The sequence below is a fragment of the Gluconobacter frateurii genome (assembly GCF_002723955.1).
In the GTDB taxonomy this organism is placed as follows: Bacteria; Pseudomonadota; Alphaproteobacteria; order Acetobacterales; family Acetobacteraceae; genus Gluconobacter; species Gluconobacter frateurii.
Map to the genome: position 1 here is coordinate 314893 of NZ_BEWN01000004.1, position 21327 is coordinate 336219.

General features: G+C 52.7%; 37 protein-coding genes. 16 read left to right on the plus strand and 21 right to left on the minus strand.

Annotation, left to right across the window (positions count from 1 at the left end; genetic code table 11):
* The first annotated feature begins 24 nt into the window (after window positions 1–24).
* Window positions 25–516 (plus strand): Holliday junction resolvase RuvX, encoded by a 492-nt coding sequence (ruvX, locus tag GFR01_RS12300; protein ID WP_099182685.1) that lies wholly within the window; start codon window positions 25–27, stop codon window positions 514–516.
* Between the two features lie 22 nt (window positions 517–538).
* Here ruvX and GFR01_RS15755 read toward each other — a convergent pair whose 3' ends face one another.
* Both GFR01_RS15755 and GFR01_RS12305 read right to left on the minus strand, forming a co-directional pair.
* Window positions 539–694, minus strand: a complete 156-nt coding sequence (locus GFR01_RS15755; RefSeq protein WP_167384252.1) for a hypothetical protein — start codon at window positions 692–694, stop codon at window positions 539–541.
* A gap of 139 nt (window positions 695–833) precedes the next feature.
* Window positions 834–1085, minus strand: coding sequence for a hypothetical protein (locus GFR01_RS12305; protein WP_167384245.1), 252 nt, complete (start codon window positions 1083–1085; stop codon window positions 834–836).
* A 297-nt stretch (window positions 1086–1382) separates the two neighbouring features.
* On the opposite strand from GFR01_RS12305, the gene GFR01_RS12310 reads away from it, so the two are divergent.
* The 4 genes from GFR01_RS12310 (at window position 1383) to GFR01_RS12325 (ending at window position 5104) form a co-directional block, all read left to right on the plus strand.
* Window positions 1383–1637 carry a hypothetical protein gene (locus GFR01_RS12310; RefSeq protein WP_099182687.1) on the plus strand — a complete coding sequence of 85 codons (255 nt, stop codon included), beginning with the start codon at window positions 1383–1385 and terminating at the stop codon, window positions 1635–1637.
* 388 nt (window positions 1638–2025) lie between these two features.
* Entirely contained in the window at window positions 2026–2232 is a 207-nt protein-coding gene (locus GFR01_RS12315) for a cold-shock protein (RefSeq protein ID WP_063904640.1), read from the plus strand.
* A gap of 165 nt (window positions 2233–2397) precedes the next feature.
* Window positions 2398–2499 carry a DUF2256 domain-containing protein gene (locus GFR01_RS16245; protein WP_099182777.1) on the plus strand — a complete coding sequence of 34 codons (102 nt, stop codon included), beginning with the start codon at window positions 2398–2400 and terminating at the stop codon, window positions 2497–2499.
* Window positions 2500–3295: 796 nt separating this feature from the next.
* Complete coding sequence (locus GFR01_RS12325; protein WP_218016663.1) at window positions 3296–5104, plus strand: glycoside hydrolase family 55 protein; 1809 nt, start codon at window positions 3296–3298, stop codon at window positions 5102–5104.
* A gap of 690 nt (window positions 5105–5794) precedes the next feature.
* On the opposite strand, the gene GFR01_RS12330 is transcribed toward GFR01_RS12325, so the two are convergent.
* From GFR01_RS12330 to GFR01_RS12380, 17 genes are all read right to left on the minus strand, one after another.
* Window positions 5795–6898, minus strand: coding sequence for a tyrosine-type recombinase/integrase (locus tag GFR01_RS12330; protein ID WP_099182689.1), 1104 nt, complete (start codon window positions 6896–6898; stop codon window positions 5795–5797).
* 186 nt (window positions 6899–7084) lie between these two features.
* Window positions 7085–7285, minus strand: coding sequence for a hypothetical protein (locus GFR01_RS12335; RefSeq protein ID WP_099182690.1), 201 nt, complete (start codon window positions 7283–7285; stop codon window positions 7085–7087).
* On the minus strand, window positions 7282–7458 hold the full coding sequence (locus GFR01_RS15760) for a hypothetical protein (protein ID WP_167384254.1): 177 nt from the start codon (window positions 7456–7458) through the stop codon (window positions 7282–7284). Before GFR01_RS15760 ends, GFR01_RS12335 begins: the two co-directional genes overlap by 4 nt.
* On the minus strand, window positions 7455–7610 hold the full coding sequence (locus tag GFR01_RS15765; RefSeq protein WP_167384255.1) for a hypothetical protein: 156 nt from the start codon (window positions 7608–7610) through the stop codon (window positions 7455–7457). The genes GFR01_RS15760 and GFR01_RS15765 overlap by 4 nt, the downstream gene beginning before the upstream one ends.
* Window positions 7611–7833: 223 nt before the next feature.
* Window positions 7834–8310, minus strand: a complete 477-nt coding sequence (locus GFR01_RS12340; protein WP_099182691.1) for a hypothetical protein — start codon at window positions 8308–8310, stop codon at window positions 7834–7836.
* Between the two features lie 87 nt (window positions 8311–8397).
* Complete coding sequence (locus GFR01_RS15770; protein WP_167384256.1) at window positions 8398–8571, minus strand: hypothetical protein; 174 nt, start codon at window positions 8569–8571, stop codon at window positions 8398–8400.
* Window positions 8568–9200: a lambda exonuclease family protein gene (locus GFR01_RS12345; RefSeq protein ID WP_099182692.1), complete on the minus strand. Its 633-nt coding sequence runs from the start codon at window positions 9198–9200 to the stop codon at window positions 8568–8570. The genes GFR01_RS15770 and GFR01_RS12345 overlap by 4 nt, the downstream gene beginning before the upstream one ends.
* A complete protein-coding gene (locus GFR01_RS12350) occupies window positions 9197–9961 on the minus strand; it encodes an ERF family protein (protein WP_099182693.1) in 765 nt (254 codons plus the stop codon). The genes GFR01_RS12345 and GFR01_RS12350 overlap by 4 nt, the downstream gene beginning before the upstream one ends.
* Complete coding sequence (locus tag GFR01_RS12355) at window positions 9958–10146, minus strand: hypothetical protein (protein ID WP_099182694.1); 189 nt, start codon at window positions 10144–10146, stop codon at window positions 9958–9960. The genes GFR01_RS12350 and GFR01_RS12355 overlap by 4 nt, the downstream gene beginning before the upstream one ends.
* Before the next feature lie 27 nt (window positions 10147–10173).
* Window positions 10174–10383 carry a hypothetical protein gene (locus GFR01_RS12360; RefSeq protein ID WP_099182695.1) on the minus strand — a complete coding sequence of 70 codons (210 nt, stop codon included), beginning with the start codon at window positions 10381–10383 and terminating at the stop codon, window positions 10174–10176.
* Window positions 10383–10583, minus strand: coding sequence for a hypothetical protein (locus GFR01_RS12365; RefSeq protein WP_099182696.1), 201 nt, complete (start codon window positions 10581–10583; stop codon window positions 10383–10385). Before GFR01_RS12365 ends, GFR01_RS12360 begins: the two co-directional genes overlap by 1 nt.
* Entirely contained in the window at window positions 10583–11365 is a 783-nt protein-coding gene (locus tag GFR01_RS12370; protein WP_167384257.1) for a BRO family protein, read from the minus strand. The genes GFR01_RS12365 and GFR01_RS12370 overlap by 1 nt, the downstream gene beginning before the upstream one ends.
* A gap of 163 nt (window positions 11366–11528) precedes the next feature.
* Window positions 11529–11675, minus strand: a complete 147-nt coding sequence (locus tag GFR01_RS15775; protein ID WP_167384258.1) for a hypothetical protein — start codon at window positions 11673–11675, stop codon at window positions 11529–11531.
* A gap of 87 nt (window positions 11676–11762) precedes the next feature.
* Window positions 11763–11927, minus strand: a complete 165-nt coding sequence (locus GFR01_RS15780; RefSeq protein WP_167384259.1) for a hypothetical protein — start codon at window positions 11925–11927, stop codon at window positions 11763–11765.
* A 101-nt stretch (window positions 11928–12028) separates the two neighbouring features.
* Entirely contained in the window at window positions 12029–12256 is a 228-nt protein-coding gene (locus GFR01_RS16135; RefSeq protein ID WP_264780566.1) for a hypothetical protein, read from the minus strand.
* Window positions 12257–12349: 93 nt separating this feature from the next.
* Complete coding sequence (rhuM, locus tag GFR01_RS12375) at window positions 12350–13309, minus strand: RhuM family protein (RefSeq protein ID WP_099182698.1); 960 nt, start codon at window positions 13307–13309, stop codon at window positions 12350–12352.
* 11 nt (window positions 13310–13320) lie between these two features.
* Window positions 13321–14010: a LexA family transcriptional regulator gene (locus GFR01_RS12380; protein ID WP_244902285.1), complete on the minus strand. Its 690-nt coding sequence runs from the start codon at window positions 14008–14010 to the stop codon at window positions 13321–13323.
* Window positions 14011–14099: 89 nt separating this feature from the next.
* Between GFR01_RS12380 and GFR01_RS15555 the strand changes: the two genes are divergently transcribed.
* The 3 genes from GFR01_RS15555 to GFR01_RS12395 all read left to right on the plus strand — a co-directional run bounded on the left by GFR01_RS15555 (window position 14100) and on the right by GFR01_RS12395 (window position 15450).
* A complete protein-coding gene (locus GFR01_RS15555; RefSeq protein WP_145994574.1) occupies window positions 14100–14342 on the plus strand; it encodes a helix-turn-helix domain-containing protein in 243 nt (80 codons plus the stop codon).
* The gene (locus GFR01_RS12390) at window positions 14335–14928 is read left to right on the plus strand and encodes a hypothetical protein (RefSeq protein WP_099182700.1); all 594 of its coding nucleotides are present in this window, start codon (window positions 14335–14337) and stop codon (window positions 14926–14928) included. The genes GFR01_RS15555 and GFR01_RS12390 overlap by 8 nt, the downstream gene beginning before the upstream one ends.
* 105 nt (window positions 14929–15033) lie before the next feature.
* A complete protein-coding gene (locus GFR01_RS12395; protein WP_099182701.1) occupies window positions 15034–15450 on the plus strand; it encodes a hypothetical protein in 417 nt (138 codons plus the stop codon).
* Between the two features lie 2 nt (window positions 15451–15452).
* Here GFR01_RS12395 and GFR01_RS12400 read toward each other — a convergent pair whose 3' ends face one another.
* A complete protein-coding gene (locus tag GFR01_RS12400; RefSeq protein ID WP_099182702.1) occupies window positions 15453–15632 on the minus strand; it encodes a hypothetical protein in 180 nt (59 codons plus the stop codon).
* A 114-nt stretch (window positions 15633–15746) separates the two neighbouring features.
* On the opposite strand from GFR01_RS12400, the gene GFR01_RS12405 reads away from it, so the two are divergent.
* The 8 genes from GFR01_RS12405 to GFR01_RS12440 all read left to right on the plus strand — a co-directional run bounded on the left by GFR01_RS12405 (window position 15747) and on the right by GFR01_RS12440 (window position 19110).
* Window positions 15747–16049, plus strand: coding sequence for a hypothetical protein (locus tag GFR01_RS12405; RefSeq protein ID WP_099182703.1), 303 nt, complete (start codon window positions 15747–15749; stop codon window positions 16047–16049).
* A gap of 124 nt (window positions 16050–16173) precedes the next feature.
* Entirely contained in the window at window positions 16174–16407 is a 234-nt protein-coding gene (locus GFR01_RS12410; RefSeq protein ID WP_099182704.1) for a hypothetical protein, read from the plus strand.
* Entirely contained in the window at window positions 16404–16745 is a 342-nt protein-coding gene (locus tag GFR01_RS12415) for a hypothetical protein (protein WP_099182705.1), read from the plus strand. The genes GFR01_RS12410 and GFR01_RS12415 overlap by 4 nt, the downstream gene beginning before the upstream one ends.
* Window positions 16742–17041 (plus strand): DUF2312 domain-containing protein, encoded by a 300-nt coding sequence (locus GFR01_RS12420; RefSeq protein WP_373317613.1) that lies wholly within the window; start codon window positions 16742–16744, stop codon window positions 17039–17041. The genes GFR01_RS12415 and GFR01_RS12420 overlap by 4 nt, the downstream gene beginning before the upstream one ends.
* Entirely contained in the window at window positions 17038–17235 is a 198-nt protein-coding gene (locus tag GFR01_RS12425) for a hypothetical protein (protein ID WP_099182706.1), read from the plus strand. Before GFR01_RS12420 ends, GFR01_RS12425 begins: the two co-directional genes overlap by 4 nt.
* Window positions 17232–17672 carry a hypothetical protein gene (locus GFR01_RS12430; protein ID WP_099182707.1) on the plus strand — a complete coding sequence of 147 codons (441 nt, stop codon included), beginning with the start codon at window positions 17232–17234 and terminating at the stop codon, window positions 17670–17672. The genes GFR01_RS12425 and GFR01_RS12430 overlap by 4 nt, the downstream gene beginning before the upstream one ends.
* The gene (locus GFR01_RS12435; protein WP_099182708.1) at window positions 17669–18517 is read left to right on the plus strand and encodes a hypothetical protein; all 849 of its coding nucleotides are present in this window, start codon (window positions 17669–17671) and stop codon (window positions 18515–18517) included. The genes GFR01_RS12430 and GFR01_RS12435 overlap by 4 nt, the downstream gene beginning before the upstream one ends.
* A gap of 2 nt (window positions 18518–18519) precedes the next feature.
* Window positions 18520–19110, plus strand: a complete 591-nt coding sequence (locus GFR01_RS12440; protein ID WP_099182709.1) for a hypothetical protein — start codon at window positions 18520–18522, stop codon at window positions 19108–19110.
* A gap of 644 nt (window positions 19111–19754) precedes the next feature.
* Here the strand turns inward: GFR01_RS12440 and GFR01_RS12450 are convergent.
* Window positions 19755–20645, minus strand: a complete 891-nt coding sequence (locus tag GFR01_RS12450; protein WP_099182711.1) for a hypothetical protein — start codon at window positions 20643–20645, stop codon at window positions 19755–19757.
* Between the last annotated feature and the right edge of the window lie 682 nt (window positions 20646–21327).

Below are 21327 nucleotides of genomic sequence, written 5' to 3' on the forward strand. Positions count from 1 at the left end.
TCAGACAGATCATAACGCCGGGTTATGTCCCTGTTCAATCCACATGACCTCCGTAATGTCCTTCAAACTGATCAGCGCATCCTTGGAATAGACCCAGGATCGAAGACGATCGGCGTTGCAGTGACCGATGTTTCCCTCATGCTTGCCTCCCCTCTCATCGGTCTGAAACGGCGGAAACTTGGGGAAAATGCGAAGGAACTCGCAGATATTGCCAAGCGGCAGGATGTTGGTGCGATTGTGGTCGGGTTGCCGTTGTCACTTGATGGATCTTTTGGGCCCGCAGCGCGCGCAGCATCTGATTGGACGACAGCACTTTCGGAGCGCTTGGGAGTTCCGGCATGTCTCTGGGACGAAAGACTGTCATCGAGTGCTGTCAACCGTTTCCTGATTCAGGACGCGGATATGACCCGGGGCAGACGCGCTGAAGTGGTCGACAAAATGGCAGCCGCTTACATGCTTCAGGGCTGGTTGGATGCGACAAAGCCAGAAGGGGTCCAGTCCTTTTTCTGGGACTGAACAACCGCCCGTAGGGTCCTCATTAGAGGAAACTGATACCGATCACGATTCCAACGATGGACAGACCGATCAGGATGCAAACGGGAAGCATAAGACTGGAGAGTAAAGACTCTCCGTCCTCTGTGGCATCCAGTGCGACTTCGTCTTCAGGGTCGTCAATGTCGGTTTGCTCTGTCATACGCTCAAGAATATGCCATGTATCAGAATGATGCGAGTAAATTATAAATCACTTCGGAAGGGCTTTGAGAGAGCGGGGTGATTGAATGTGTTGGTCGTCAGTTAACGGACTGTAACCCATAAGGAAGGATCTATTTTTATTATTTGATCTGAAGTCCAGGCCGGGGGAAATATATGTGTCCATCATGGTCGTGGTGTTTCAGGATGCTGTGGCGGTTCAATTCGTGGCATCCTGGGGCTGGGTTGACGGCCCATAGAATCCCGGCTGTTTCGTCTGTATGGCGAGGCGTAAGGAACATATCCGAATGTTTGGCGCAGGCTTCCAGCATTCCACCTTTGATCGACGCATCGACCCTGTTTTCGTGGGTCATCCTGGAGATATTCTCGGTCATGAGGGTGTCCTCCATTAATCTGGACTAGATCTACCCTCTTTAATTTGTCGGCGGTAGAAAAATCCGCTTTCTGAAGGAAAAATTTTATCATAGTGATCGGTAATGCCGATGTTTGGGGAGGCTGAGGCATGAATATGGCTGACTTATGAAGGCTGGGCGTGTCTGCAGTCTTTAATAGGTAAAGGTCTGTCGAAAATGTTTCATGATTTGTGGGCCATTTAGGGCTGATTCTGTGGTTGTGAGGGAATTGACACAACCCTTGAAACGGCCTCTCCTTTCGTAAAGGAGGACCATATAATGGCCGATGAAGAAATTGCTGGTGCAGAGGTTGCAGGTTACCTGATCCGTCGTGAGCTGGAGAATGGTGATGACGAATTCTGGAACCCTGCCGAGAAGTGGGTTTCGGATCCGGGCGATGCCGAGCTTTATGAAGAAGAAGATGAAGCAAACGCGGTTGCGGATCTTCTGAGCGAGAATGATCCTCTTGTCATCACCGTTGAGGAAGTTCTTTACGACGACGGTGAAGAAGACGACGTTAACGACGGCGAATAAGTTTTTTCTGAGCGTTAAGAAAAAGCCGGTCTGCTCTCGATGCAGTCCGGCTTTTTTTACCTCTTTATCTCCGGGGATGTTTCTCGCAGGAATTAAAAATCAATCTTTATGGAAAATGGTAGTTTTCGAAGAATAGTAAAAATTGGAATTTCTGGACTTTTATTCAAAGATGAATCAGTAAATTTGATCGTGATTTTTAATGGATTTATTGGTTTGTTTGGGGGGTATTTTTTATTTCCCTTGCGTTTGTCTGTCATATGGGTGCATAGTTCTTTTGGCGGATGCTTTTAGCCGGGTCATGGATGCGCGTTGCATCAATTCTTCCCCTAAAAGTTATGATTGCGTGCGTGTTTTGCGCGCGACCGCCTTTCTAATAAGGAGCCTCGTTATGACAACAGGCACCGTAAAATGGTTCAACCCGACCAAGGGTTTCGGTTTCATTCAGCCAGAAGGTGGCGCGCAGGATGTGTTCGTTCACATCTCTGAGCTTGAGCGCGCTGGCATTCGCACTTTGAACGAAGGCCAGCAGGTCTCCTTCGAAGTTGAAGCAGGCCGTAACGGCAAGAAGTCTGCGGTCGCTCTTAAGGTCGCATGACGCTTGGGCTTCATTGCCCATGAGAAAAAGCCGCCCTTCTGGGCGGCTTTTTTTATGTGTTGGCGCGTTGTCGCTTCGTCATTAATCTCGCATGGGCCAGTAAGAGGCGTGTTTCACGGAAGTCGGGCAATCCCGCATCTGAGGTAAAGGAAAAATTTCTCATAAATCTTTGAAAACAAGTTTACCCGAAAGATATGTGGTGTTTGCTTGCGATCATTTTCCTGGCGCGGAAAATGGAGAAAAGACTGGGACCCATTCAGATATTAATCTGATACCTGTAAATGATCAAGAAATAAAACATGATACATATATTGATCGGGTTGGGATTAGTATTATGCTAGTATAAAAAAATATAATTACCGTTTCTGGAACGGATATTCAGTTGGAACCTATGCGTATTGTCTAGCTACGGCGCGCTTTAGGAAGTCCGAAACGGGATAATACGATGGCTCTTTGAATTTTTCTTGATAGCAGAAATTTTTTAAGGGTCGAGCCGATCGAAAAGTCGGCGCCACTGGCATTAAACCTATGGCAATGTCACGTCAAAGCAGTGCCATATTTTAAGAAACCGGTAGCACTTGTGCGTGCGACCCGTAATATCTCCTTATGATTGGTGAAACTATCTGTGGAAAATTACAGCTGCACGAAACTGATAGAGCTGCCATTGACCCAGCCGCAGTTGGATGCAGATGTAAAGAAGCAGGTTGCGCCTATTCAGAAAGAGGGGGAAACCGCTCTTGATCAGAGCCGCCGCCGGAATGGGAACTTGCCGCGCTGCTGCTCCTGCAAGATCTGCCCATGATGCAGTCGGTGGAGAGCAACGATGCGCTGATCTCCTGACGTCGGCCGCCTTGATACGCGGGTCGTTTCCTTATGGCCTGTCGAAATCATCCAATGAAACTCTATACCCGCCTAACCTGATCGACGCTTTTGTTGCAGGTTCTGACGAGATTGGAGACGACCTGTGAAGCGTCCGTTTTTTGTCGCCCTTCTCGCGCCCATGTTTGCCTATGGAGCACCGTCAGGGATGGATTGGCGGAGTGGGCAAAGAGTGCCTGACACAATGCGTCAGCAATTTGATACGCTGAAAGCAAATCAGGATGACCTTCACCATATTTCCGTATCCATGCAGGGAAAGCTGAATTCTGCCAATGGGTCCCGGGTTGGCGGTACGGATACCGGGACAGATGTTAGCAACGGGGTAGCAATAGGAGGCGGCCCTGTTGGCCGATCTGTTGCGGCACATTTTTCCGACATCGTAAGCATTGCTGATTACGGCGCAAAATGCGACGGCACAACTGACGACACAGCCAGTGCCCAGGCGGCAATCACTGATGTATCTACAAATCCTAAATATGCCCACGGCGTGAGAATATATATCCCTTATGGGGTATGTCTTATTTCATCTCCGCTTTCCTTCTCAACTCTCGATGGACGCAGCATATCAATTAGAGGAAGTGGCATCACTTCCAGCACCCTTCGCTTTTCCGGGACAGATGGCCTTGTCATCTCGATGCAGGGCGGCGGCCTGGATATCTCTGATCTGCATGTTCAGCGCTCAGTTGCCTCGGGCGTGAGTAATCAGGCCCTCAGTGTCACGGCCCCTCACGGGAATGTCCAGGCGGTCGTATCCAACGTGCAGATTGATGGAACCAATCAGGCTGTCGCATGGCAGACCGGGGCGGTATTCCGCAATATTGGCCCCCAAATAAATCACCTCTACGTCAACGGTTTCCCGAACTCCAATGGAGCCGATACAGTTGATAGCTATGCGATAGGGATTTTCGGAGCCCTTGGCCCAACTTCTGCGGGAAATATCTACGCCATTGACGCAAAGATCGTGAATTCCGTTTTTGTCGGATCACGCACGGGTATCCGGATCGGCGGCGCGGTTCAGGGTGTGTTTGTAACGAACTCTGAAGCCATAGCAAATGACTACGGTATTTATTGGGACAGTACCGCCACCGCGCCTCAGAATGCGGTAGCTGAGTTGCTTCTGGTCAACAATTTTCATGTCAATTCCCACTCTTCCGGTATTTATACCGCGGGAATGAACCAGGTATCCGTTCATGATGGCCTGATTTTACATTACGCACCAAGCATCGATCAATTTTATGGCGTAAATATCACCAAAGGACAGGATGCAACGGTATCTGGACTTCAAATCAACGGTGACGGATCCGCTGGCCATCCAGAGACCTTTATCAGGCTGGGCTCATATTCGGTCGCATCTGTTATCGGAAATAAGTCCTTAACACTCAATGGCCCGTCCATAGATGTTTCAGGATCTGCCTATATTTCGGTGATTGGGAATACATCCGCGAATTTCCCGAATTACTCAGGTGATCGTATTCTCGGATGCAACACCACAAACGTCATGTGTGTCGCCAATAATATGGATAATACATTTGCATTCTCGGAAACCACAGGTGGAAACGTTGGGATTTCGGCGAAAGGAAATGTAAATGTAAAGGGAAAAGCCCTTTTCGTTCCGCAGGTATTCTCGAATTCAACGAGCGGTTACGGATTTAACGTTGGAGGTCAGCCTTATAATGTCATGACTTCTACAGGGCCATTGAATGTTAACATATGCGGATCTTCTAACTGTACAATTGGAAATCCATCAAACACCGTCAGCATTCTGGGGGCGATGACAGCACAGACGATAAGTGCGGCTTCGTTGAAATTGTCCGGTAATTTATACAGTTCTGGCAAAGTCTGTCTCGACGCAAACTGCGCCCGCTACGTCTATGAAGATGCTCCCAAGCATAAGGTCAAGATCGGGAACTCGACAAATGGTGATGTCTTTTCGATAGACGACAAGGGAAACGTCCTCGTCAAAGGTTCCCTCACTCAGAACAGCAATCCCTAACGGTTGGTTCATGCATTTATTGCATTAGAGCGGCTTAAGGGGGATTTACAATGAAAAATGGTGACATTTTCAGTCCAACTGGACGTTAACCTGAACGCTCAAATCACCTCTTTTTTGTCTGCATAATTTCTTTCTTTTGCAGGAGTGTCCGAAGACCTGATCGTCGTGAACTTGCAATGGTGCAGTATTCGAAAGCCCATCGGTCCACGCCAGCTGCTGAGAAGAAAGCGCTGTCCTTCCACTCGCCGGCAGGGCGATGGGTCGGGGACTATAGCGGACCATAGGACCAGATGTTAAGGAAACAGAGACCGGTGTGCCGCACCCCACTAGGCGACATCAGCGCTGCGGCCACTGTTCAAGAGGTCTGTGTCACCCAAGAAATCGCGAGAATGAAAAAGCAATTCGGCATTCTCAAATCCCCCCACTTTTTTCTGAGCAAGAAAAATCTAGGCGGGCGCAAATGACATCGAACGGCAAGCCGAATAAAGCAAGACATGCTAAAAAATCGGGTCAAATCTGTTAGATTTAGCGAAGATTTCTCAGGAAATTTTGACTGGATCGGGTGGTGGGCGCAACAGGGATTGAACCTGTGACCCCTACCATGTCAAGGTAGTTGAATACCTACAGAAAATGGCAGTTTATCAGGGGCTGTAGCGTAGTCCGATTATGGACTGCACCAATTTTGCACATTCAGGCAGTTATCCCCAGCCACTCCATAATCTCATCTCGGTAGGCATCGGGCATCACTTTGGCGTACCGAGTGACCGTGGTGATGTTTCCCCAGCCGCCATCTGCTTTCAGTTTCATAAGATCCTTATGAATACAGTATTGCCAGCTCGCCCATGTGTGACGAGCATCGTGAGGGGTAACGTCTGGAACGAAGAAATGACGTTCTGTCTGCTTCCCTTTCGGCACCCATGTCCGCATCTTTCCGGGCAGACCAGCCTTGTGGCAGGCGACTGACCAGCCTGATTTGATCTGGCCGCCACTGGTTCTGCCATTTTCAAAATAAGCTGACCCTACCTCCTTCCCCTGCCCGCTTCCTGATTTTCGAGATCGAACCGGGCGAAACACCCTCCCATCCCGATTCGGCAAAGCGGCCAAGGCGGCGCATACTCGTGGGGGCAGGTCGATGTGCCGTTCATTCCCCTGCTTTTGCCACACGACCGCTCGTTGTCCGCGCAGATCAACACTGGACCAATCAAGTTCCAAGGCCTCTGACATTCTGGCCCCAGTTCCAAATAGAAAGACCAACAGCGGTTTCAAATGCAGCGCCGCGCTGTCAATGATCCGCGTTACCTGTTCCGGACGCAAATAGATCGTGCGGCCCGCAGGTATGCGCGGCTTATCGAACGCAGGCCGGTCGCACCATTTTCGTATCGCTGCAAACTCCATGACAGACCGCAACGGCGTCAGAACAGACCTGACTTTCGTGGCAGGACTGGCCTCGGCTCCATCACGGAGGATGTGCCGATAAGCCTGATCTAGAGCAGACTGATCAATGTCCGCCAACCGAGTAGTGCCGAAATGCTCAAGAAGCCTGAGAAGATAAGCCTTGGTCGCATCTGACCTTGGCTCAGCTTCCAGATAAGCCGTTACAGCATGAGCAAATGTTACAACGGCGCGTTTGCCGTAGATGCTTTCTTGCCAGAGTTCTGCCTCCCGTTTGGCGCGGTACTCTTCCGCCTGCCTTGGGTCAGCAGTTCCTGTGCTTTCGTAAATGCTCTGTCCTTTGACGGTTCCACGGACATAGAGCGTTTCTGAATTGGGGCGCTTGTAGACTTTGAGGGGCATTCCAGGCTCAGAAGAAGGCGGCTGTAATCCGCCGGATAGAAAATGATGCGGCTGCCCCAACGACGATGCGTTGGACCTCCATGAAATTCGCGGACCCGGCTCAGGTGCTCCCTGAGTTTCGTTCTCCCTATGCGCCCCTTGAGACGCACAAGCACGTCCTGAAAAGTCATCGTATCGTCGGGCGTCTCACCCATCGCGCTCCTCCCTCACCTTAATGGCGCGATACAGCCCGTCCGGGCTGCGCTCTGCCAGCCCGCGACGAACGAGGAACGGATACGCGAACCGTCCTTTGTGCGTTGGTGCGTGCCAGACGTCCGGCTCTGCCCGCAGCAGGTTCAGGACGTCACGTTGCGGGCGGGTTAGGGTTGGGTCTGTTGGGTTGGTCATGGATTTTCTCCCTTCCGGACTATAGTCCATCCCATACGGTCCAGATCGTAGAGGACGCGATCAACTCTATCGCCAGGAGGAACTCCGAGCTTTTCTTTGCGGGCCATGCCCTGCTCTTGAAGAGCTTCCAGTAGATCGCACTTGAACTCGACGCGCGTCATCGCATCACTCATCCCCGTTCCTCCGCGTCCATGGCTTCTTCTTCCTCTTTGAAAGCCTTCCATGCCCGGCATGGGTTTTCATGCAGGCACGCTCCACCAAACTCCGTTCGATCGCAGTAATCGCAATGGTCAACCATCTGATCCGTATCCGTCCGCCCGCTCATGCCGGGTCTCCTGCGATGGGCTTCGACCGAATGTGTTCCCATTTCCAGACACACGGCCAGCAACCGGGAGTTCGCGCTATGCAAAACAGCGCATCCGTCCAAAGAACCTCCATTTCTGCATAAGTGTAGCCGTGCTCGTTATCGCAATGCGGCCCCGAGATTAGCGCGCTCTCGCCAGCCTTTGGGCGGTATGTGCAACCGTCACCTTTCATCGGCATACCCATCACACCCCTCCCTCGCGTGTGAGGGCAGCGCGGGCCTCCACGTCTCCGTCTACCTTCGCATCAAACTGATCTGCGGTCAGAATCTCACCCTGATTGCGCGCATCCTCAAGAAATCGCTGCCGCACGATACGGTAGCGAGTGGCAGCCGCTTCCAGCGCGGCGACGTTGGCGGGGCTGTAATAGACTGGGATGTACCGCGTATGAGTTTTGTGGGCGGAAAGCGTAACGGCAGCCCCGGGGAATTTCTGACGAAGAACTGATGCAAGCTCAGGAGAAAGATACCTGGCAATTTCCGCGCCCTTCGCCCTCTCCGCAGCCACAGCCTCGGCAAGCTGGTCCGCTGTGTAGAGGGGCGTGATGCCCTTGACCCAGTCAGCATCTGCGACTGGCTTGCGGCTATAAACTTGCGTATTCCAAGTGTCGGTTCCCGAAATTCTGGCCTTATAGAGCCAAGCAACCGGCTTCATCTCATTCATCTCAAACACTCCCCGGCCGCTGACCGGCCGACAGGTGGAACAGGATCACGAGGGCTAGCGCCTCGATTAGGGTGGGGATCGCGTGGGTCATGCCTCACCCCCAACAAACCGCCCGTCCAGGCGCTCAATCTGCGCAACATCGCTCGTGAGGTCTCGGCCCCACGGCGTGTGCTTCCACTCGCTTGCCGTTTCCCGCAACGTCTCCGCCATCTGCTGCACCCAGATGGCAGCGTTCATGTTCTGGTTCAGGTCGCGGGTCATGCGGCGGCTCCCAGATCTAGCGAGCCTGCACGGCGCACCTTTTCGAGCATTTCCATTTTGAGTTCGTGAAAGTTCTTGAGGGCCTCATCGAGCTTCTTGATGAATGGCTCATCGCGAAACGTGCGCTCTGTGTAGAGCGGGAGTTCATCGCTGTAAGACACGCGATCATTCCATTCACGTTCGGCGAAAAGGAGTTGCCCCTGAACTTGCGGATAGTATTTCCGGTCAAAGCCTTGCGTCATGTACAGGACATGCGCCGGAGCGAACGGACACTTGATCTCCACCATACCATCAGTGCCGACTAGCCGGTCGGGGCTAATGCCGATGGTCCCTTCGTCATTGGTGATGAAGCCCACTTTCTCAGTGGTGACGCCGAATTCAAACTCGTAGGCAAGCGCAGCCATAGGCTCCAATTCATTGCCGCGAGAGATCGCATCAACGTTTGAAAGATCGGCTTCCATCGATCGCCCAAGGATGATCTCTGCCACTAGGCGCGCTGCGAAAGCCGGAGCCTGACTGGACAGATTGCCGGCTGAGGTGATGATCTTGTCGAACTCGGAGGCGGTTGGGATGCCAAGGCGTAATGTCTTCCACTCAAGGGTTCCCTGAATAACGTCATGAATCTTCATGGCCGCGGTGCCCCCTTCACTGCCTTAAGCAATCCGCTTTTCCCGCGAACGAACTGATCGGGCGTCATCTCGTCGAGCGTTTTCACGCCGACCCAGGCGAGAAACTGTAACGTGTCTTTCCCGCTTTGCTTAAGTAGTTCGATAATCTCGTCTTTTTGTTCCGCTGTGATCCCCTCGGCCGGAGGCCCGCTCTTGTAGCGGCCATCAGTATCTTCATCGCATCGGACAATATTCAGCAGCATTTCAGCGCAGTACCGCTTGCCGTAAGAGATTGTTGATCCAAAGCCCTGCAATGGATTGCGCCCCTGCCCTGCATCCAGTGGCAGTTCGATTTCAGCACTCTGCGACTGGCCATTGGCATGAGAGATCGTGCCAATAATAACCTTGGCGTTGCTGCCTTCCGCTGATCGCGTATTGAAGGACAGGCGAAGATGGTGAGTCGCCAATATCGGGCGGATCACCCGGTCCATATCTTCCCATTTCGTGAACTTATAGCCCCCCTTCCCGTTCAAAGAGACGGTACCATTGCGCTCTACCTGAGGAATTTCACCACAGGCCGTTGCCATGGCCGCACTGAACTCTGCGCGCGCCTCACGCTCAATGAGCTTATCCTGCATAGCCAAGAGTGCCTGCATCTTCTCAATGTCGCAGTTTGGATTGGAGGCGGCATTTGCAATGACCTCCATCATAGACGCTGCCTGGGGTGCGCTTGCTTTTGCTGCCACCGCTTGAGCCTTCGGGCGCTCGATTACCTCACTCATGCTGGCAGCCCTGCACGAAGCGCATCAATACGCTTACCCAGGGAAGCGACGATGCCCATGTTCTTCTCAAACGTGGCAGGCATACGGGCACGATCGACGGTAAATGTAACGTCAAGAATACGGGCCTGATGGTCTTCCAGCTCGTTGATTTTAGACGCAACTGTGGCGTTCACTGCTTCACGCATTGTTCGAATTTCCTGTGTTTTACTTGGTTATTCTTCGAAGTAGGTCAGTTCATCGATGAGCTGCTCAAGCTCGCCTTTTGCCAAACTGCATTTCTCGGAGATTTCGCTAGCGCCCATCTCTCGCATGGCGTCCCTGCAGCATAGGAGTACCTCAGTAACTGACTGAATCCTCCCCATGGCCGTGTTGAAATCCATCGTGACCAGCTTGCCCTTCGGGCGGTCGAGAACCATGGGCATCAGCAGGCCACCTCTAGCGACTTGATCTCTTCATTCAATTCGCCCCACTGGTCATCCAGTCGGTCCAACTCATTCTGTACGGCATCCGTGCGGCGCTCGATGTCAGCCAGCTTGAGCCGCAGCTCGACTACTCGGCCATTGCTGTTACCGCCCATCCGACGATCAAATGCCGCCTGATTGAAGTTATCCGGGTATGGCATCAGTGCAGCTCCATCTCACAGGCGAGCTGTGCCTGCTTCTCACGGTTGGCCGTGAGCTGCTTGGCGAGACGATAGGCAATGCGCTCGATGCCTTTGCGTGTCAGGCGGAAATCTTCACGGATTTTGGTTTCACCTGTGAACCGGTCAGTGTAAGGCGCAGCGCACATACGGCAGTACTTCTTGTCTAGGCCATAATGCGCCGCCTTCAGCTTCCCGCCCTCTCGGCAGGCCCATCCATGCTTGAGGCAGAACTCGACAACGCGGTTCTGGCCGATCTGAAGTTCACGTCCAGCATCGCGAACGCCAAGATCACTGTCTGCCTCGGTGATGACCTTTAGAGCTTCCGCCTGCGGGCGGAGGACCGTGACCTCTGCAGTGAGCTCTGCCACTTGGCGCGTTGTGATCTGCAATGCCTGCGCGACAATTTCTTGTTCCGTCAGAGCGCGAGGTGCCTGTACGGCGTATCCTCCTGTCTTGCGGATCTGAGGAAGCACGTCATGTCGAACCCAACGGTCAAAGCGCTTAGCCTCCGGTTTTCGACTGCGGCTGATGAGCTTGTAAAGACCAGGCTCTGTAATGAATGCGGCCTTCTGCTCCCCGCCAAGGGTGTGCTTAGTATGCACACCCTTTTCATCCTCATCGAGGACACGCAGAGCCGAGCCTACATGTGACAGCTCAAGGATGCGGCAGACTTCAGCAGCATCAAACACGATGTCACCGTTGCACTGAACGAAAACCTCAAGAGGCTTATTCTCAAATCGGAAAAGTGTGATCTCTGTCACGAGCGTTTCTCCCATCGCCGTTCTGGCGTGGGATTAATCTATGGCCAGGATGGCCACTTCGTCAACATCTATTTGGCCATTTCGGCCATCTTTTTTATGGCCACGTAATTTTATCGATTGTATCGCACAAAAAGAAACCCGGCTCTCACCGGGTTCAAAGTTCTCAGTTGTCTCTGTCTCGCCCGTAGTAGGCTGTGGGTTCACCGATGGGCTTGGCGCCCGTCTTGCCAGCATCTGCCGGAGTTGCGCTGCACGCAGCCATTGCGACTGCCAATCCGATGCCTGCGCTGATTTTGATGATCTTGCTCATTCAAGCCCTCCCCCACAGCCCGCAGGATGCGAGCCTTAGATGAGAGACCATATCAACATCGCAACAAACATAAATCTAGATTTGCTTTTAATTCATGAGCTCCGGAGGCTCTTCCAGTGGAGGTGGCTCATCAGGCACGGTGGGGGTATCGGGCGCCGGAGGCATGGGTGGCGGCATCGGAGGGGGCGGATTGGGCAGCTCGCTCGCATGACTTTCCAGCAGGTCAAAGATCAAATCACAAACGCCGTGCATGGTCTCCTCCTCTAAATTTCTGCGGTGAGACCATTTAAAGTCTGCGTGCGGCGGCAGTTCCCCCCGATAAAAGAAAACCCAGCCGAAGCTGGGTCTCATACTTACATTCCGCCGCCTGGGCCGCCACCGCCGCCCATTCCTCCCATGTCGCCACCACCTGGGCCGCCACCCTGACTGTAACCGCCGCCGGGTCCGCCTTGATCGCCTCCGGGGCCACCGCCAGGACCGCCGCCACCCGGCCCGCCCATTCCATCCGGACCAGGCCCCCAACAGGCGGAAAGTGCGAGAGCCAAACCAATGGCAGTGCCAATCTTTGCAATCTTGTTCATAGGAACCTCCTGCCGCTCATAACGCAGGGTTTCTTGTGCAAGATCATGGCGACCATGAAACAAAAAGAAACCCGGCCGGAGCCGGGTGGTCTATTATCGAGTAAGCCGCTCTGCTTGCCATCGGGCCCATTCCCGCTCAGCATGCTGAGTAGCCCTTCCTTTGAAAAATCCATCATAAGTAGTTAGAACTTTTTGGTCTTGCACCCGAAGAAGCTCATCGAACTTCCTATCAAGCTCTGACATTTTGAGTTTTTTTCCTCGTAGAGCAGATGATTCTACGAAGAGAAGAAACTGTTCGCATAATATGTGAAGTAGATATAGTTCATCTTTCTGAAGATAATTTTTTCCCGTGTTTATATCTAACTTTCTAATTTTATTTCCAGAAAAGCTGGTCAATCCCATATTGGGCGCTTTTGCGTCGGCTCTTTCAAGAATTACTTGGGCCGCAGTCTGGCCCGTGATGGCATACAAAAATTTATCCTGAAGACGCGCATAAAAAGATCTTACGATCGGACTTTTACTATCATAATCACTGGAACCGAATGCAAAAACATCCCTCACACTCCGATAAATATTTTGCTCGTCGGATCGAAGCTCTCGAACTTTTGCAGCTAATTCCTGCAGCGCATTCGGATCATGTCTTAAGCGAGATTCATCAAGAGCAAAGCCTTGCGTGATGTAACTTTTGAGAACCTGCGTGGCCCATTTGCGGAATGCCGTCGCCTTGGGTCCGCTCACGCGATACCCTACACTCAGGATCGCATCAAGGTTGTAGTGTAAGGTGTTGTAATTTTTCCCATCTTTAGCAGTTATCCGGAATTTCCGGACAACTGAACCTTCTTCGAGTTCTCCATCACGGAAAATGTTTTGAAGATGCTCACTCACATTCCTTACAGATACCTCAAAGGCTTCAGCGATCTGGCTTTGCGTCGCCCAAACCGTCTCTCCACCCTCTCCTATATGGAAATCCGTAGAACACTCAGGGGTCTCGTAATGGGCTAAAATTAATTCTTCCTGTTTCTCATCGGGAATTTTAGAAATATCTTTTGCCATGCTTCAAATCCTCACTTCCAAGTCCACTTCCCAACGACGCGGCCGTTGATCCGCACATCATCCAGCGGCAATTCATAGGCTGGGTACGCCGGGTTAATACTCATGATCCGGATGAGCTTAGGCTCTGATCCCATCACCACTTCCACACGCTTCAAAACAACTCCAAGGCCATCCCAAAGCACATAGACGCCAGCGGGCGACGGTGTTGTGTGGCCTGTATCAACCAGGATGCGGTCTCCAGCGCAGTAATCTGGCTCCATGCTATCGCCAGCCACACGGATGATAGTCAGCTTGGAGGGGTCGGAGATAAACGCGCTCACCAACGCACGTGGGAAGCTCCAGTGATCTACCGGCTGCTGATGCTCAACAATATCTGAGACAACAGCTCCCATTCCTGCCTGTGGGCTCACGTCAATCTCAGGGACGGTCAGGGCATCGCCTGCTGTCCGGGGAGACTCTGTTACTTCTATCAGTTCATCAAACTCTATGGGGGAGCCGATCTCTTTCAGGAGTTCTACGCGCTCCACCCCCAAGGCTGAAGCAAGAGCCTTGGCGAATTGCGGGGAGACGCCGCGCTTTCCCTTATCAATTTTATTGTAAGTAGAGGGATCCATGTTTGCGCGTCGTGCCACATCGGCTGCACGCATTTCGCGCTTTACGCGGATCTCTTGAACGCGGCTCTCAGGTGTCTCGTCGGTCATGTGTCCAGTCTGGCCATACTTAGAGCAAAAAATATATGGCCATGATGGCCGTTTATGATTGACTAATTGGCCATCATGGCCATAACTTAATGGCCATGACCCTAGACGAATATAGACGCCAAGAGGGCGTTACCGTCTCGGATCTCGCCGATGCAATCGGCGTGACCGGGCGCCACCGCATCAGAACCGTATATCGGTATCTGACACAAGAACGCACTCCGGCACTTCCGGTGATCCGTCGCATTGCGGAGTTCACTAATGGGCAAGTCACTTTTGAGGACTTTCTCCCTGCCCGCGCCAAGCGCCCCACCAAGGAGCCAGCCCATGCCTGACGTCAAACCCCCGGGCTCATACACGCAGTACCTCGGCATTCTCTGGCACCCAGAGAGCCGCATCGAAGACGTACAAAACCTCGATGCGGACCGTCCGGTGTCAATTAGTGTTCGTCAGTGGGTACTGCTAGTGACGCTTATCCGCCTGGGTTCTGAAGGTAATTCAGGAGCCAAATGCGCCATTGATCTCGCGTCTGTGCTGCAAGGGTTTTCATGGGCACAGTTAGCTCGAGACGGGATATCGTCTCTGGGACAGGCTGAGCCGGACCTGAAAATGACGTCTGCGCCCGGACATCAGTCATCGGGTCCCAGTGCGCACGAAATTTCACCAGGAATATATCTCGGTGAGGGTCGGGAGCGATTTGGATCTGAATATCGTCCAAAAAGAAATTCTCGTAAGGCAAACCATGTCTCCATGAATGACGGTTTGTCTGAGACGGAAATAAAAGCCGTCGCAGAAAACGTTGTTGCGAATGTTTTGAGGCGGATGTTTCCGTCCGTCTCATTTGAGGACTCGGTTGCCGCCGATCCCCGCAATAACTCTACTCCCGGTACTTCCGAGAAGGGAGTCAACGGCGATGCCTGACTTGGAAACTATTGAAGCGTTCTTTGTGATCGCTTCAGGCATGACCATGCTCGTCACCCTCTGCGTGATCCCCGCCTTCATGGCTCCGTTTCGGGGGATGAAGTGATGGCAGCCCATGGCAAGCGCGTTGGCATCGATTGGGACGTTGAGACCGAAAATGTCCTCAAGATGCGCGGTGCAGGCCTTTCATTTGCAAAGATCGGCTTGAAATACGGCTGCTCTGAATGGTCAGTTCGGGACGCGATGAAAGTGCGCGGCGTGAAGACTGTCCGCACCAGGACGGCGAAAACTGATGCTGAAATCCGGAAGGCGCATCAGGAAAAGGCCGTTCGGGATGCGCTGCGCAAACAGGCCAAGGCGCAGGCCAAAAAGGCGGCATCCACATGGATTGGTGGGTTAGCCCCCTTCAGTGTGCTGTCGAAGCTCGACCGCGACATTCAATCTGGCGCCGATCCCGTTGAAGCGGGGCGGGCCATCTTCGGCAATCGCATCCCTCGCCCGCTTCTCGGCGTGTTTGGCTGACCTCACCCAATGACCGCCCCTAACTCCTCAGCAACGCGAAGCGCGATGTGGTCCCGAACCTCCTGCTCCATCCGGGGATGCAGAGTGGCCCACAATCGCGCTTGCAGGATCAGGCCGCGAGCCAGCACCGGCTCGTCAATGTCTTGTTCCAGTTGTGGTGTTCCGGGCGGCATGTCCTCCATCTGCGGTTTCTCCTCTTCGATCAGTGACATGACGAAGAATGGAGAAAAAGCGTGGGAAATGATCGGGCAGATCTCGACCGAACCTTGCCAATTATTGACCGAAAGTTTCCGCGAATGAGCGCCGTTACCGTTGCGCCCGTCCGCGACCGACTTCTTGAAGCGATCCGGCGCGAGTTCATGCCGCTTCGCTTCGGAGCCGAAATGCTGGCCCGGGCTGCAAAGAAAACACCCCGAGCCGCACGTAACTGGCTGTCAGACAAAAATGCGCCCGATGCGGAAGCGCTGATTGAGCTGATGGCCTCGTCCGAAAACCTCAGAAACGAGGTGCTGATGCTGGTTGCAGAACGCCAGCACGCACGAGGAGCAGATACATGCCCTGGTTCAAAGTCCGGCTGCGACGCCGGTTTGTTTGGCTGAAGCGCGAGGCCGGTCCTCCGCCGTCATGCCACGTCCTTTGCCTGCACGTCTCTTGGTTCGACTGGGAAACGTGGGCCGACAAGATGGAACGCGCCCTCAAGGCAGCCCGTGAGGAGTTGCGCCGATGAGGAACATGCTTTCCACGGCAGACGTGTACCAGCTTCTTAACTCGAAGGTTAATCAAGCAGGGACAGCAAAGGCATTTGCCTCTGCGGTTGGCGTGACTGAGGCGTTTGTTTCTGCCGTCCGTAATGGAGTCAAAGCCATTCCTCGCAAGGAAAGCCCGCTTACTCGTGCCTTGGGTGTGGAGTGGGTTCCGCCTACCGGTGGATACTGGCGTTTCCGGGAGGATGTATGATGGAATCTGCATCCGGTCTCTTTGGAGATCAGGGCCTCTCTGCATGGCACTATGATGAACTCTATGCCCGTGCCGATACGGTTCTGCGCATCCCGCGCAAAGGGTCAGTGCTTCCGGCTGCCGAGATCAGGCTTGCACGCGGTATCTGCCACTCATGGTTCTGGGATGCCTGCTGGCATGCAGCTCTAGCCGGTGGCGGCTGCCCTTTCCATGGCTCCGAGTGCAGTAGCCGCGCCGAAGCCGTCTCAAAAGCAAAAATCTGGATCGAAAAGAAGATCCCACACATGGATCCGTCTGACGCCAATCGCGTCCGGGTCGCTCTCGGAGAACTCGCATGACCAACGACATGACAGGCCACAATTCCGAAGCGTTCGCCAACTCTGAAGACGTTGCAACAGGCGGGATTGCCGCTGATCGCCTGCGCTCCCTGATCGAACGGGTTGAGCGCTTGGAAGAAGAGCGCAAGGCCCTTGCAGGGGACATTAAGGACATCTTCTCTGAGGCTAAGAGTGCCGGGTTCGACGTGAAAGTCATTAAGCAGATCATCCGCCTCCGCAAGCAGGAGCCCGCTGAGCGTGAAGAGCAAGAGACGCTTCTCGACATCTACTGCCGCGCACTTGGAATGGCGCGATGATCGGCTTTCTACGCAAAACCGACGCGGTGCTGGAGGCAGAGAATACTCGCCTCCGCGCCGAAAACTCACGGTTCCTCGATGTAGTGGCTACCAAGGTCCAGACGATCAACACACTGACGAAAGAGGTCTGGAGCCTGCGTCGTCAGCTCGCAGCTCTGGAGCGCGATCGGTCTGGGAATGGGAGATATCTGTGACCCGGAAAATCACATTCACCTTGCCCGCGCCGTACCCACTCGTAAACCGCACGACTGGCTACAGCCATTTCACTACGGCAAGGCAGAAGAACGACATGCAGCGCGAAGTCGCGGCCGTGGCGTATCGCCTGCGCCCGTCTGTGCCGTTTGAGCGTGCACACGTCCTGATTGAGCGGCACTCTGTCGGCACGCCTGACACGGACAATCTGGTTGGGTCTGCCAAGCGCCTGATCGACTGCCTGACCACACCTCGTCCGCTGACTGTGCGGAAGCCGGGGGCTCGCCAGCGCATCAAGAACAAGCGTGGGCTGGGGTTCGTCGTGGACGATGGGCCGAAGCACATCAGGCTCGAAGTGCGAGGTGTGAAGCGCCGTCTGTGCGAGCAGAAGACGGTCGTGACGATCACTGAAATTGTGGGCGCAGAGGTGGCGGCATGAGCGCGCGCAGATGGGCAAAATTTTGGTGGCAGGATTGGCAACGTGATCCGGCGCTACGAATGTGCTCACTCGCAGCACGTGGTGCATGGATCGAAATGCTGTGCCTGATGGCGGACGCCAACCCAGTCGGACACCTGCTGGTAAACGGTCGCACACCGAACATGAGACAGCTGTCGGCTGTCCTAGGCTGCTCCGAGAGAGATGCTAACAAGCTGGTTGCTGAACTCGAAGAAAACGGAGTTTTCAGCCGTTCAGACGATGGCACGATCTATAGTCGCCGTATGGTCAGGGATAAGGTCATCAGCGACGAAGCCTCAGCCAACGGTAAGAAAGGGGGTAATCCCCAGATCAAGCCGAAGAAGGCACCTAAGGTTAAGCCAGAAGAAGACGAGGGGTTAACCCCCACCCTTAACCAACAGGCAACCCCAACCCTTAAACACCAAGAAGCAGAAGCAGATACAGAAGCAGATATACACTCTCTCACTACGTTCGAGAGCGAGCGCGCTTCTACCGAAGCTTCGCCCGGTCAAGCTGTTGCGGTCGCCCCGAAATCCACCAAGACCAAGCGAGCTTGCCGCCTAGCCGAGAACTGGCACCCGTCCCCTGAGCAAATCCAGTTTGCCCGAGACAATGGCGTGGACCCGGTGAAGACGGTCGCCGTGTTCCGCGACTACTGGCTCGGCGTTCCGGGATCTCGGGGATCAAAGCTGGACTGGGATGCGACATGGCGGAACTGGGTCAGGCGGGATCAGGACATCCGGCCAACTAGCCGCCCAACGCAGGCCGACCGCAGAGCCGCCGTCAACGCCGCATGGGCTGGCGTGCCCGACATCGAGAGGGTTTGAGCATGAGCATCGCAACCAAAAGCTCGGGTGCCGTCGTCCTCGCCCCGACCTACACGCCTGCCACTGGCGACCTAAAGGCGCTGATCGCCGCAAAGCGCGAAGGATACCTCTGGCGGTCGGATCTTACGCCGGATCGTGTCCAAGCCATTCGCAAGCAACTCGCTGATGCGGAGCGTGCATCACTTCCCCCCAACCCTGTTGTCGTGGCGTCGTGGCTGATGAAACTCACAAAGCTGGTCACGAACGCGCCGGCAGAGCTTTCCCGCGATCTGGCGGAAGTGATTTTTGAAGTCTGTGGCGATATTCCGTCCGGAGCATGGAACCCGGAGAGCCGGTTAGCGTGGACGCGACAGCCAGACAGGAACGGCTACCCAGTTGGCTCGCGTTGGCCAGCACCCGGAGAGTTGCACACCCACCTTCGGCCCTTTGCCGATCGGATCAGGGACGAGGCTTCATCGCTCAAGGCCATGCTTGCCATGGTCGAAGCGCCCCCTGAGCAGCGCGAGCGATCCAAGCCGACAGATGCGGAAATCGCCGCCGTTGTTCGTTCTGCTCGGATGGCCAGGCAGGCGCTTGCCGAAGGTGCGGAGTGATAAAGGGTAATGTACGAACCTCTCACGCTCTCTGACATACCCTTGAGAGCGCCGACGTTTGCCGCACAGGGCGCTCTGTGCATTCTACCGCCAGTGCAACCGGAAGACGTTAAAAACGCACTGTAAGGCGAAATACGTTGCGCTTGCACAGGAGGTGAGTTACATTCGGTGCAGATACGAAAAAGGGACGGGATTGAGCCCCCGTCCCTTTTAATTCCACGAGCGTCTGAACCGCCTGTGGAAACACCTAACGCTACGTTAGCGCGAGAATCTTACGCGTTAGCAGCGGTGTCGGTCAAGGCGGTTCTTCATTTCTTTATCAGAAAGAAGAAGCCCTTTTATGACCAAAAATAACCGAAAACCGTCGAAAAAACTGACTGATCTTGACGCGCAGATTATCATCGCGCGTCTTGCAACGAAGGAATATCAGAACCGTATCGCGGCTGATTTTGACGTCAATCCAGGGCGTATTTCTGAGATAAAGACCGGGAAAGCGTTTCCTGATCTTCAGCGCCCTTGGGGGTAATGGTTTGGGGCGGCACTGAATGCCGCCCTTTCTTTATCCCAAAATACTAGCAGATAAATTTCGTGCGCTCAGGAATAGATAGAGATCACCAAGTATATTCCAGAAATAATAAATAAGTTTAAACCTTACAAGCGCCATGCCATTTGAATACTTTATCCGCTACATTTAATTGATAATCACTAAAATTTCTTCTATCAATAGTAAATATAATATTTAACTCTTTCTCACCGTCATGGGTGAATTCATATACCTTATCATATTTTATATCCCTTAATAATTTACCTAATTCATTTTCTATGAGCTTCGCAGATTCATCATTATCTACTGAATACCTAAGTTTTTTACTTTCCCTGAGCGGTATTTTTTGTGATATTTCTTTATTTTGGTTTTCTAGGAGTTTTAATATAATTGACTTCACTTCTCTCATTTCGTTTTCTATAAATTGGTTTTCAGTAATAACTCTTGATTCTGGAGATACTATGTCGTATGTATAGTGATGCATAAATGGTACATATGAACCGCTTCTGTATAGTTCTGAAGTATCTAATATTTTACTAGATAATTCATTTATAAATAATATTGTATCTTTGTAATTAAGATTTCTCGGGTATTCTATATATTCAATAGGATTTATATCAAATGGCGGTTTTGTTACACCATCCGTTATGATGATAATTGGTTTCTTTGTTGATAGCCTAATTCCCGTCTCAAGCATTACATTAGGGTTGAGGTTGCTAAGATCGCATATTATTATCTCACATTCATAAATATTTTTGATTATTTTTGCATGAATCACATCTTTGCTTGGATCGACCCAGGCTGGTCTAGATTGAAATCCAGCTTTCTCGATTGCTGTATCAATGACCTCTTTCACTAAGCTCCAATGAAGCTTCGTATAATCATCGGACATCGTAGAAATCGGCATGACAATGCCGCAAATACCGTTACCTACCTCATTCGCTGTTGTCTCATTTTTCCGAGTTGGTTTTGGCTTGGGTACTTCGGTCATGCTCAAAATTCCTTATTTCAAAACGTTACGGAATTAAAAGCGCATTATTAAATGTCTGTATAGACAAGAAAATATTTTGTATCTCCGCTAAGAACTTAGATGTCGAGTAACGGCGCATTGGAAAAGCCGCCCCAAAGGGCGGCTATACAGTCAGGCCGGAAGGGGGCTTCTTTCGATCGCAGTATGTGAAAAAAGCCTCATGAAACGCTCTTTCCGCTCCCGCGCATATGTTGTCTTTGGCATGTAATCGTGGATCTCATACCACATATCTGCATCTTCCTGAGACTGTGGGACGCCTGACCACCGCATTGCCTCGCATTACAGCTTGCGAAAATGAGCTGGCCACTGATCTGACATTTAAGATTTAAAGTGACAATCGAGAGCCACTTCAGGCAGCGATTGCTAGAGACTAAGCGTGAGGGCCACATGATTGTGGTAGGTATACCCGCCCGTGGAAAAGCTCGTTTTCCCTGCGAGGAAGGGGCGCCTTACTTGTCCTCTTCACTGCCGCATTCAGGCGCGGGACTTGGAAGTGGGTTGAGAGCCAGCCGGTGGAGTTTTGAGGCCACTATTGACGAAATCAATCAGGCTAGGAGCTCGATCTCTAAGGTCCGGTGGTCCTAGGGGTCATACTTGCTATAAGCTCGAACTCTAAAATTGCTATTGCGTATGGAAGCAACAC

Excerpts from the sequence above, each read along its gene's own strand:
- ruvX (WP_099182685.1), top strand. The coding sequence starts at position 25 with ATGTCCCTGTTCAATCCACATGACCTCCGTAATGTCCTTCAAACTGAT.
- GFR01_RS15755 (WP_167384252.1), bottom strand. The coding sequence starts at position 694 with ATGACAGAGCAAACCGACATTGACGACCCTGAAGACGAAGTCGCACTG.
- GFR01_RS12305 (WP_167384245.1), bottom strand. The coding sequence starts at position 1,085 with ATGACCGAGAATATCTCCAGGATGACCCACGAAAACAGGGTCGATGCG.
- GFR01_RS12310 (WP_099182687.1), top strand. The coding sequence starts at position 1,383 with ATGGCCGATGAAGAAATTGCTGGTGCAGAGGTTGCAGGTTACCTGATC.
- GFR01_RS12315 (WP_063904640.1), top strand. The coding sequence starts at position 2,026 with ATGACAACAGGCACCGTAAAATGGTTCAACCCGACCAAGGGTTTCGGT.
- GFR01_RS12325 (WP_218016663.1), top strand. The coding sequence starts at position 3,296 with ATGCGTCAGCAATTTGATACGCTGAAAGCAAATCAGGATGACCTTCAC.
- GFR01_RS12330 (WP_099182689.1), bottom strand. The coding sequence starts at position 6,898 with ATGCCCCTCAAAGTCTACAAGCGCCCCAATTCAGAAACGCTCTATGTC.
- GFR01_RS12335 (WP_099182690.1), bottom strand. The coding sequence starts at position 7,285 with ATGACCAACCCAACAGACCCAACCCTAACCCGCCCGCAACGTGACGTC.
- GFR01_RS15760 (WP_167384254.1), bottom strand. The coding sequence starts at position 7,458 with ATGAGTGATGCGATGACGCGCGTCGAGTTCAAGTGCGATCTACTGGAA.
- GFR01_RS15765 (WP_167384255.1), bottom strand. The coding sequence starts at position 7,610 with ATGAGCGGGCGGACGGATACGGATCAGATGGTTGACCATTGCGATTAC.
- GFR01_RS12340 (WP_099182691.1), bottom strand. The coding sequence starts at position 8,310 with ATGAATGAGATGAAGCCGGTTGCTTGGCTCTATAAGGCCAGAATTTCG.
- GFR01_RS15770 (WP_167384256.1), bottom strand. The coding sequence starts at position 8,571 with ATGACCCGCGACCTGAACCAGAACATGAACGCTGCCATCTGGGTGCAG.
- GFR01_RS12345 (WP_099182692.1), bottom strand. The coding sequence starts at position 9,200 with ATGAAGATTCATGACGTTATTCAGGGAACCCTTGAGTGGAAGACATTA.
- GFR01_RS12350 (WP_099182693.1), bottom strand. The coding sequence starts at position 9,961 with ATGAGTGAGGTAATCGAGCGCCCGAAGGCTCAAGCGGTGGCAGCAAAA.
- GFR01_RS12355 (WP_099182694.1), bottom strand. The coding sequence starts at position 10,146 with ATGCGTGAAGCAGTGAACGCCACAGTTGCGTCTAAAATCAACGAGCTG.
- GFR01_RS12360 (WP_099182695.1), bottom strand. The coding sequence starts at position 10,383 with ATGCCCATGGTTCTCGACCGCCCGAAGGGCAAGCTGGTCACGATGGAT.
- GFR01_RS12365 (WP_099182696.1), bottom strand. The coding sequence starts at position 10,583 with ATGCCATACCCGGATAACTTCAATCAGGCGGCATTTGATCGTCGGATG.
- GFR01_RS15775 (WP_167384258.1), bottom strand. The coding sequence starts at position 11,675 with ATGAGCAAGATCATCAAAATCAGCGCAGGCATCGGATTGGCAGTCGCA.
- GFR01_RS15780 (WP_167384259.1), bottom strand. The coding sequence starts at position 11,927 with ATGCACGGCGTTTGTGATTTGATCTTTGACCTGCTGGAAAGTCATGCG.
- GFR01_RS16135 (WP_264780566.1), bottom strand. The coding sequence starts at position 12,256 with ATGAACAAGATTGCAAAGATTGGCACTGCCATTGGTTTGGCTCTCGCA.
- rhuM (WP_099182698.1), bottom strand. The coding sequence starts at position 13,309 with ATGGCAAAAGATATTTCTAAAATTCCCGATGAGAAACAGGAAGAATTA.
- GFR01_RS12380 (WP_244902285.1), bottom strand. The coding sequence starts at position 14,010 with ATGACCGACGAGACACCTGAGAGCCGCGTTCAAGAGATCCGCGTAAAG.
- GFR01_RS15555 (WP_145994574.1), top strand. The coding sequence starts at position 14,100 with ATGGCCATGACCCTAGACGAATATAGACGCCAAGAGGGCGTTACCGTC.
- GFR01_RS12390 (WP_099182700.1), top strand. The coding sequence starts at position 14,335 with ATGCCTGACGTCAAACCCCCGGGCTCATACACGCAGTACCTCGGCATT.
- GFR01_RS12395 (WP_099182701.1), top strand. The coding sequence starts at position 15,034 with ATGGCAGCCCATGGCAAGCGCGTTGGCATCGATTGGGACGTTGAGACC.
- GFR01_RS12400 (WP_099182702.1), bottom strand. The coding sequence starts at position 15,632 with ATGGAGGACATGCCGCCCGGAACACCACAACTGGAACAAGACATTGAC.
- GFR01_RS12405 (WP_099182703.1), top strand. The coding sequence starts at position 15,747 with ATGAGCGCCGTTACCGTTGCGCCCGTCCGCGACCGACTTCTTGAAGCG.
- GFR01_RS12410 (WP_099182704.1), top strand. The coding sequence starts at position 16,174 with ATGAGGAACATGCTTTCCACGGCAGACGTGTACCAGCTTCTTAACTCG.
- GFR01_RS12415 (WP_099182705.1), top strand. The coding sequence starts at position 16,404 with ATGATGGAATCTGCATCCGGTCTCTTTGGAGATCAGGGCCTCTCTGCA.
- GFR01_RS12420 (WP_373317613.1), top strand. The coding sequence starts at position 16,742 with ATGACCAACGACATGACAGGCCACAATTCCGAAGCGTTCGCCAACTCT.
- GFR01_RS12425 (WP_099182706.1), top strand. The coding sequence starts at position 17,038 with ATGATCGGCTTTCTACGCAAAACCGACGCGGTGCTGGAGGCAGAGAAT.
- GFR01_RS12435 (WP_099182708.1), top strand. The coding sequence starts at position 17,669 with ATGAGCGCGCGCAGATGGGCAAAATTTTGGTGGCAGGATTGGCAACGT.
- GFR01_RS12440 (WP_099182709.1), top strand. The coding sequence starts at position 18,520 with ATGAGCATCGCAACCAAAAGCTCGGGTGCCGTCGTCCTCGCCCCGACC.
- GFR01_RS12450 (WP_099182711.1), bottom strand. The coding sequence starts at position 20,645 with ATGACCGAAGTACCCAAGCCAAAACCAACTCGGAAAAATGAGACAACA.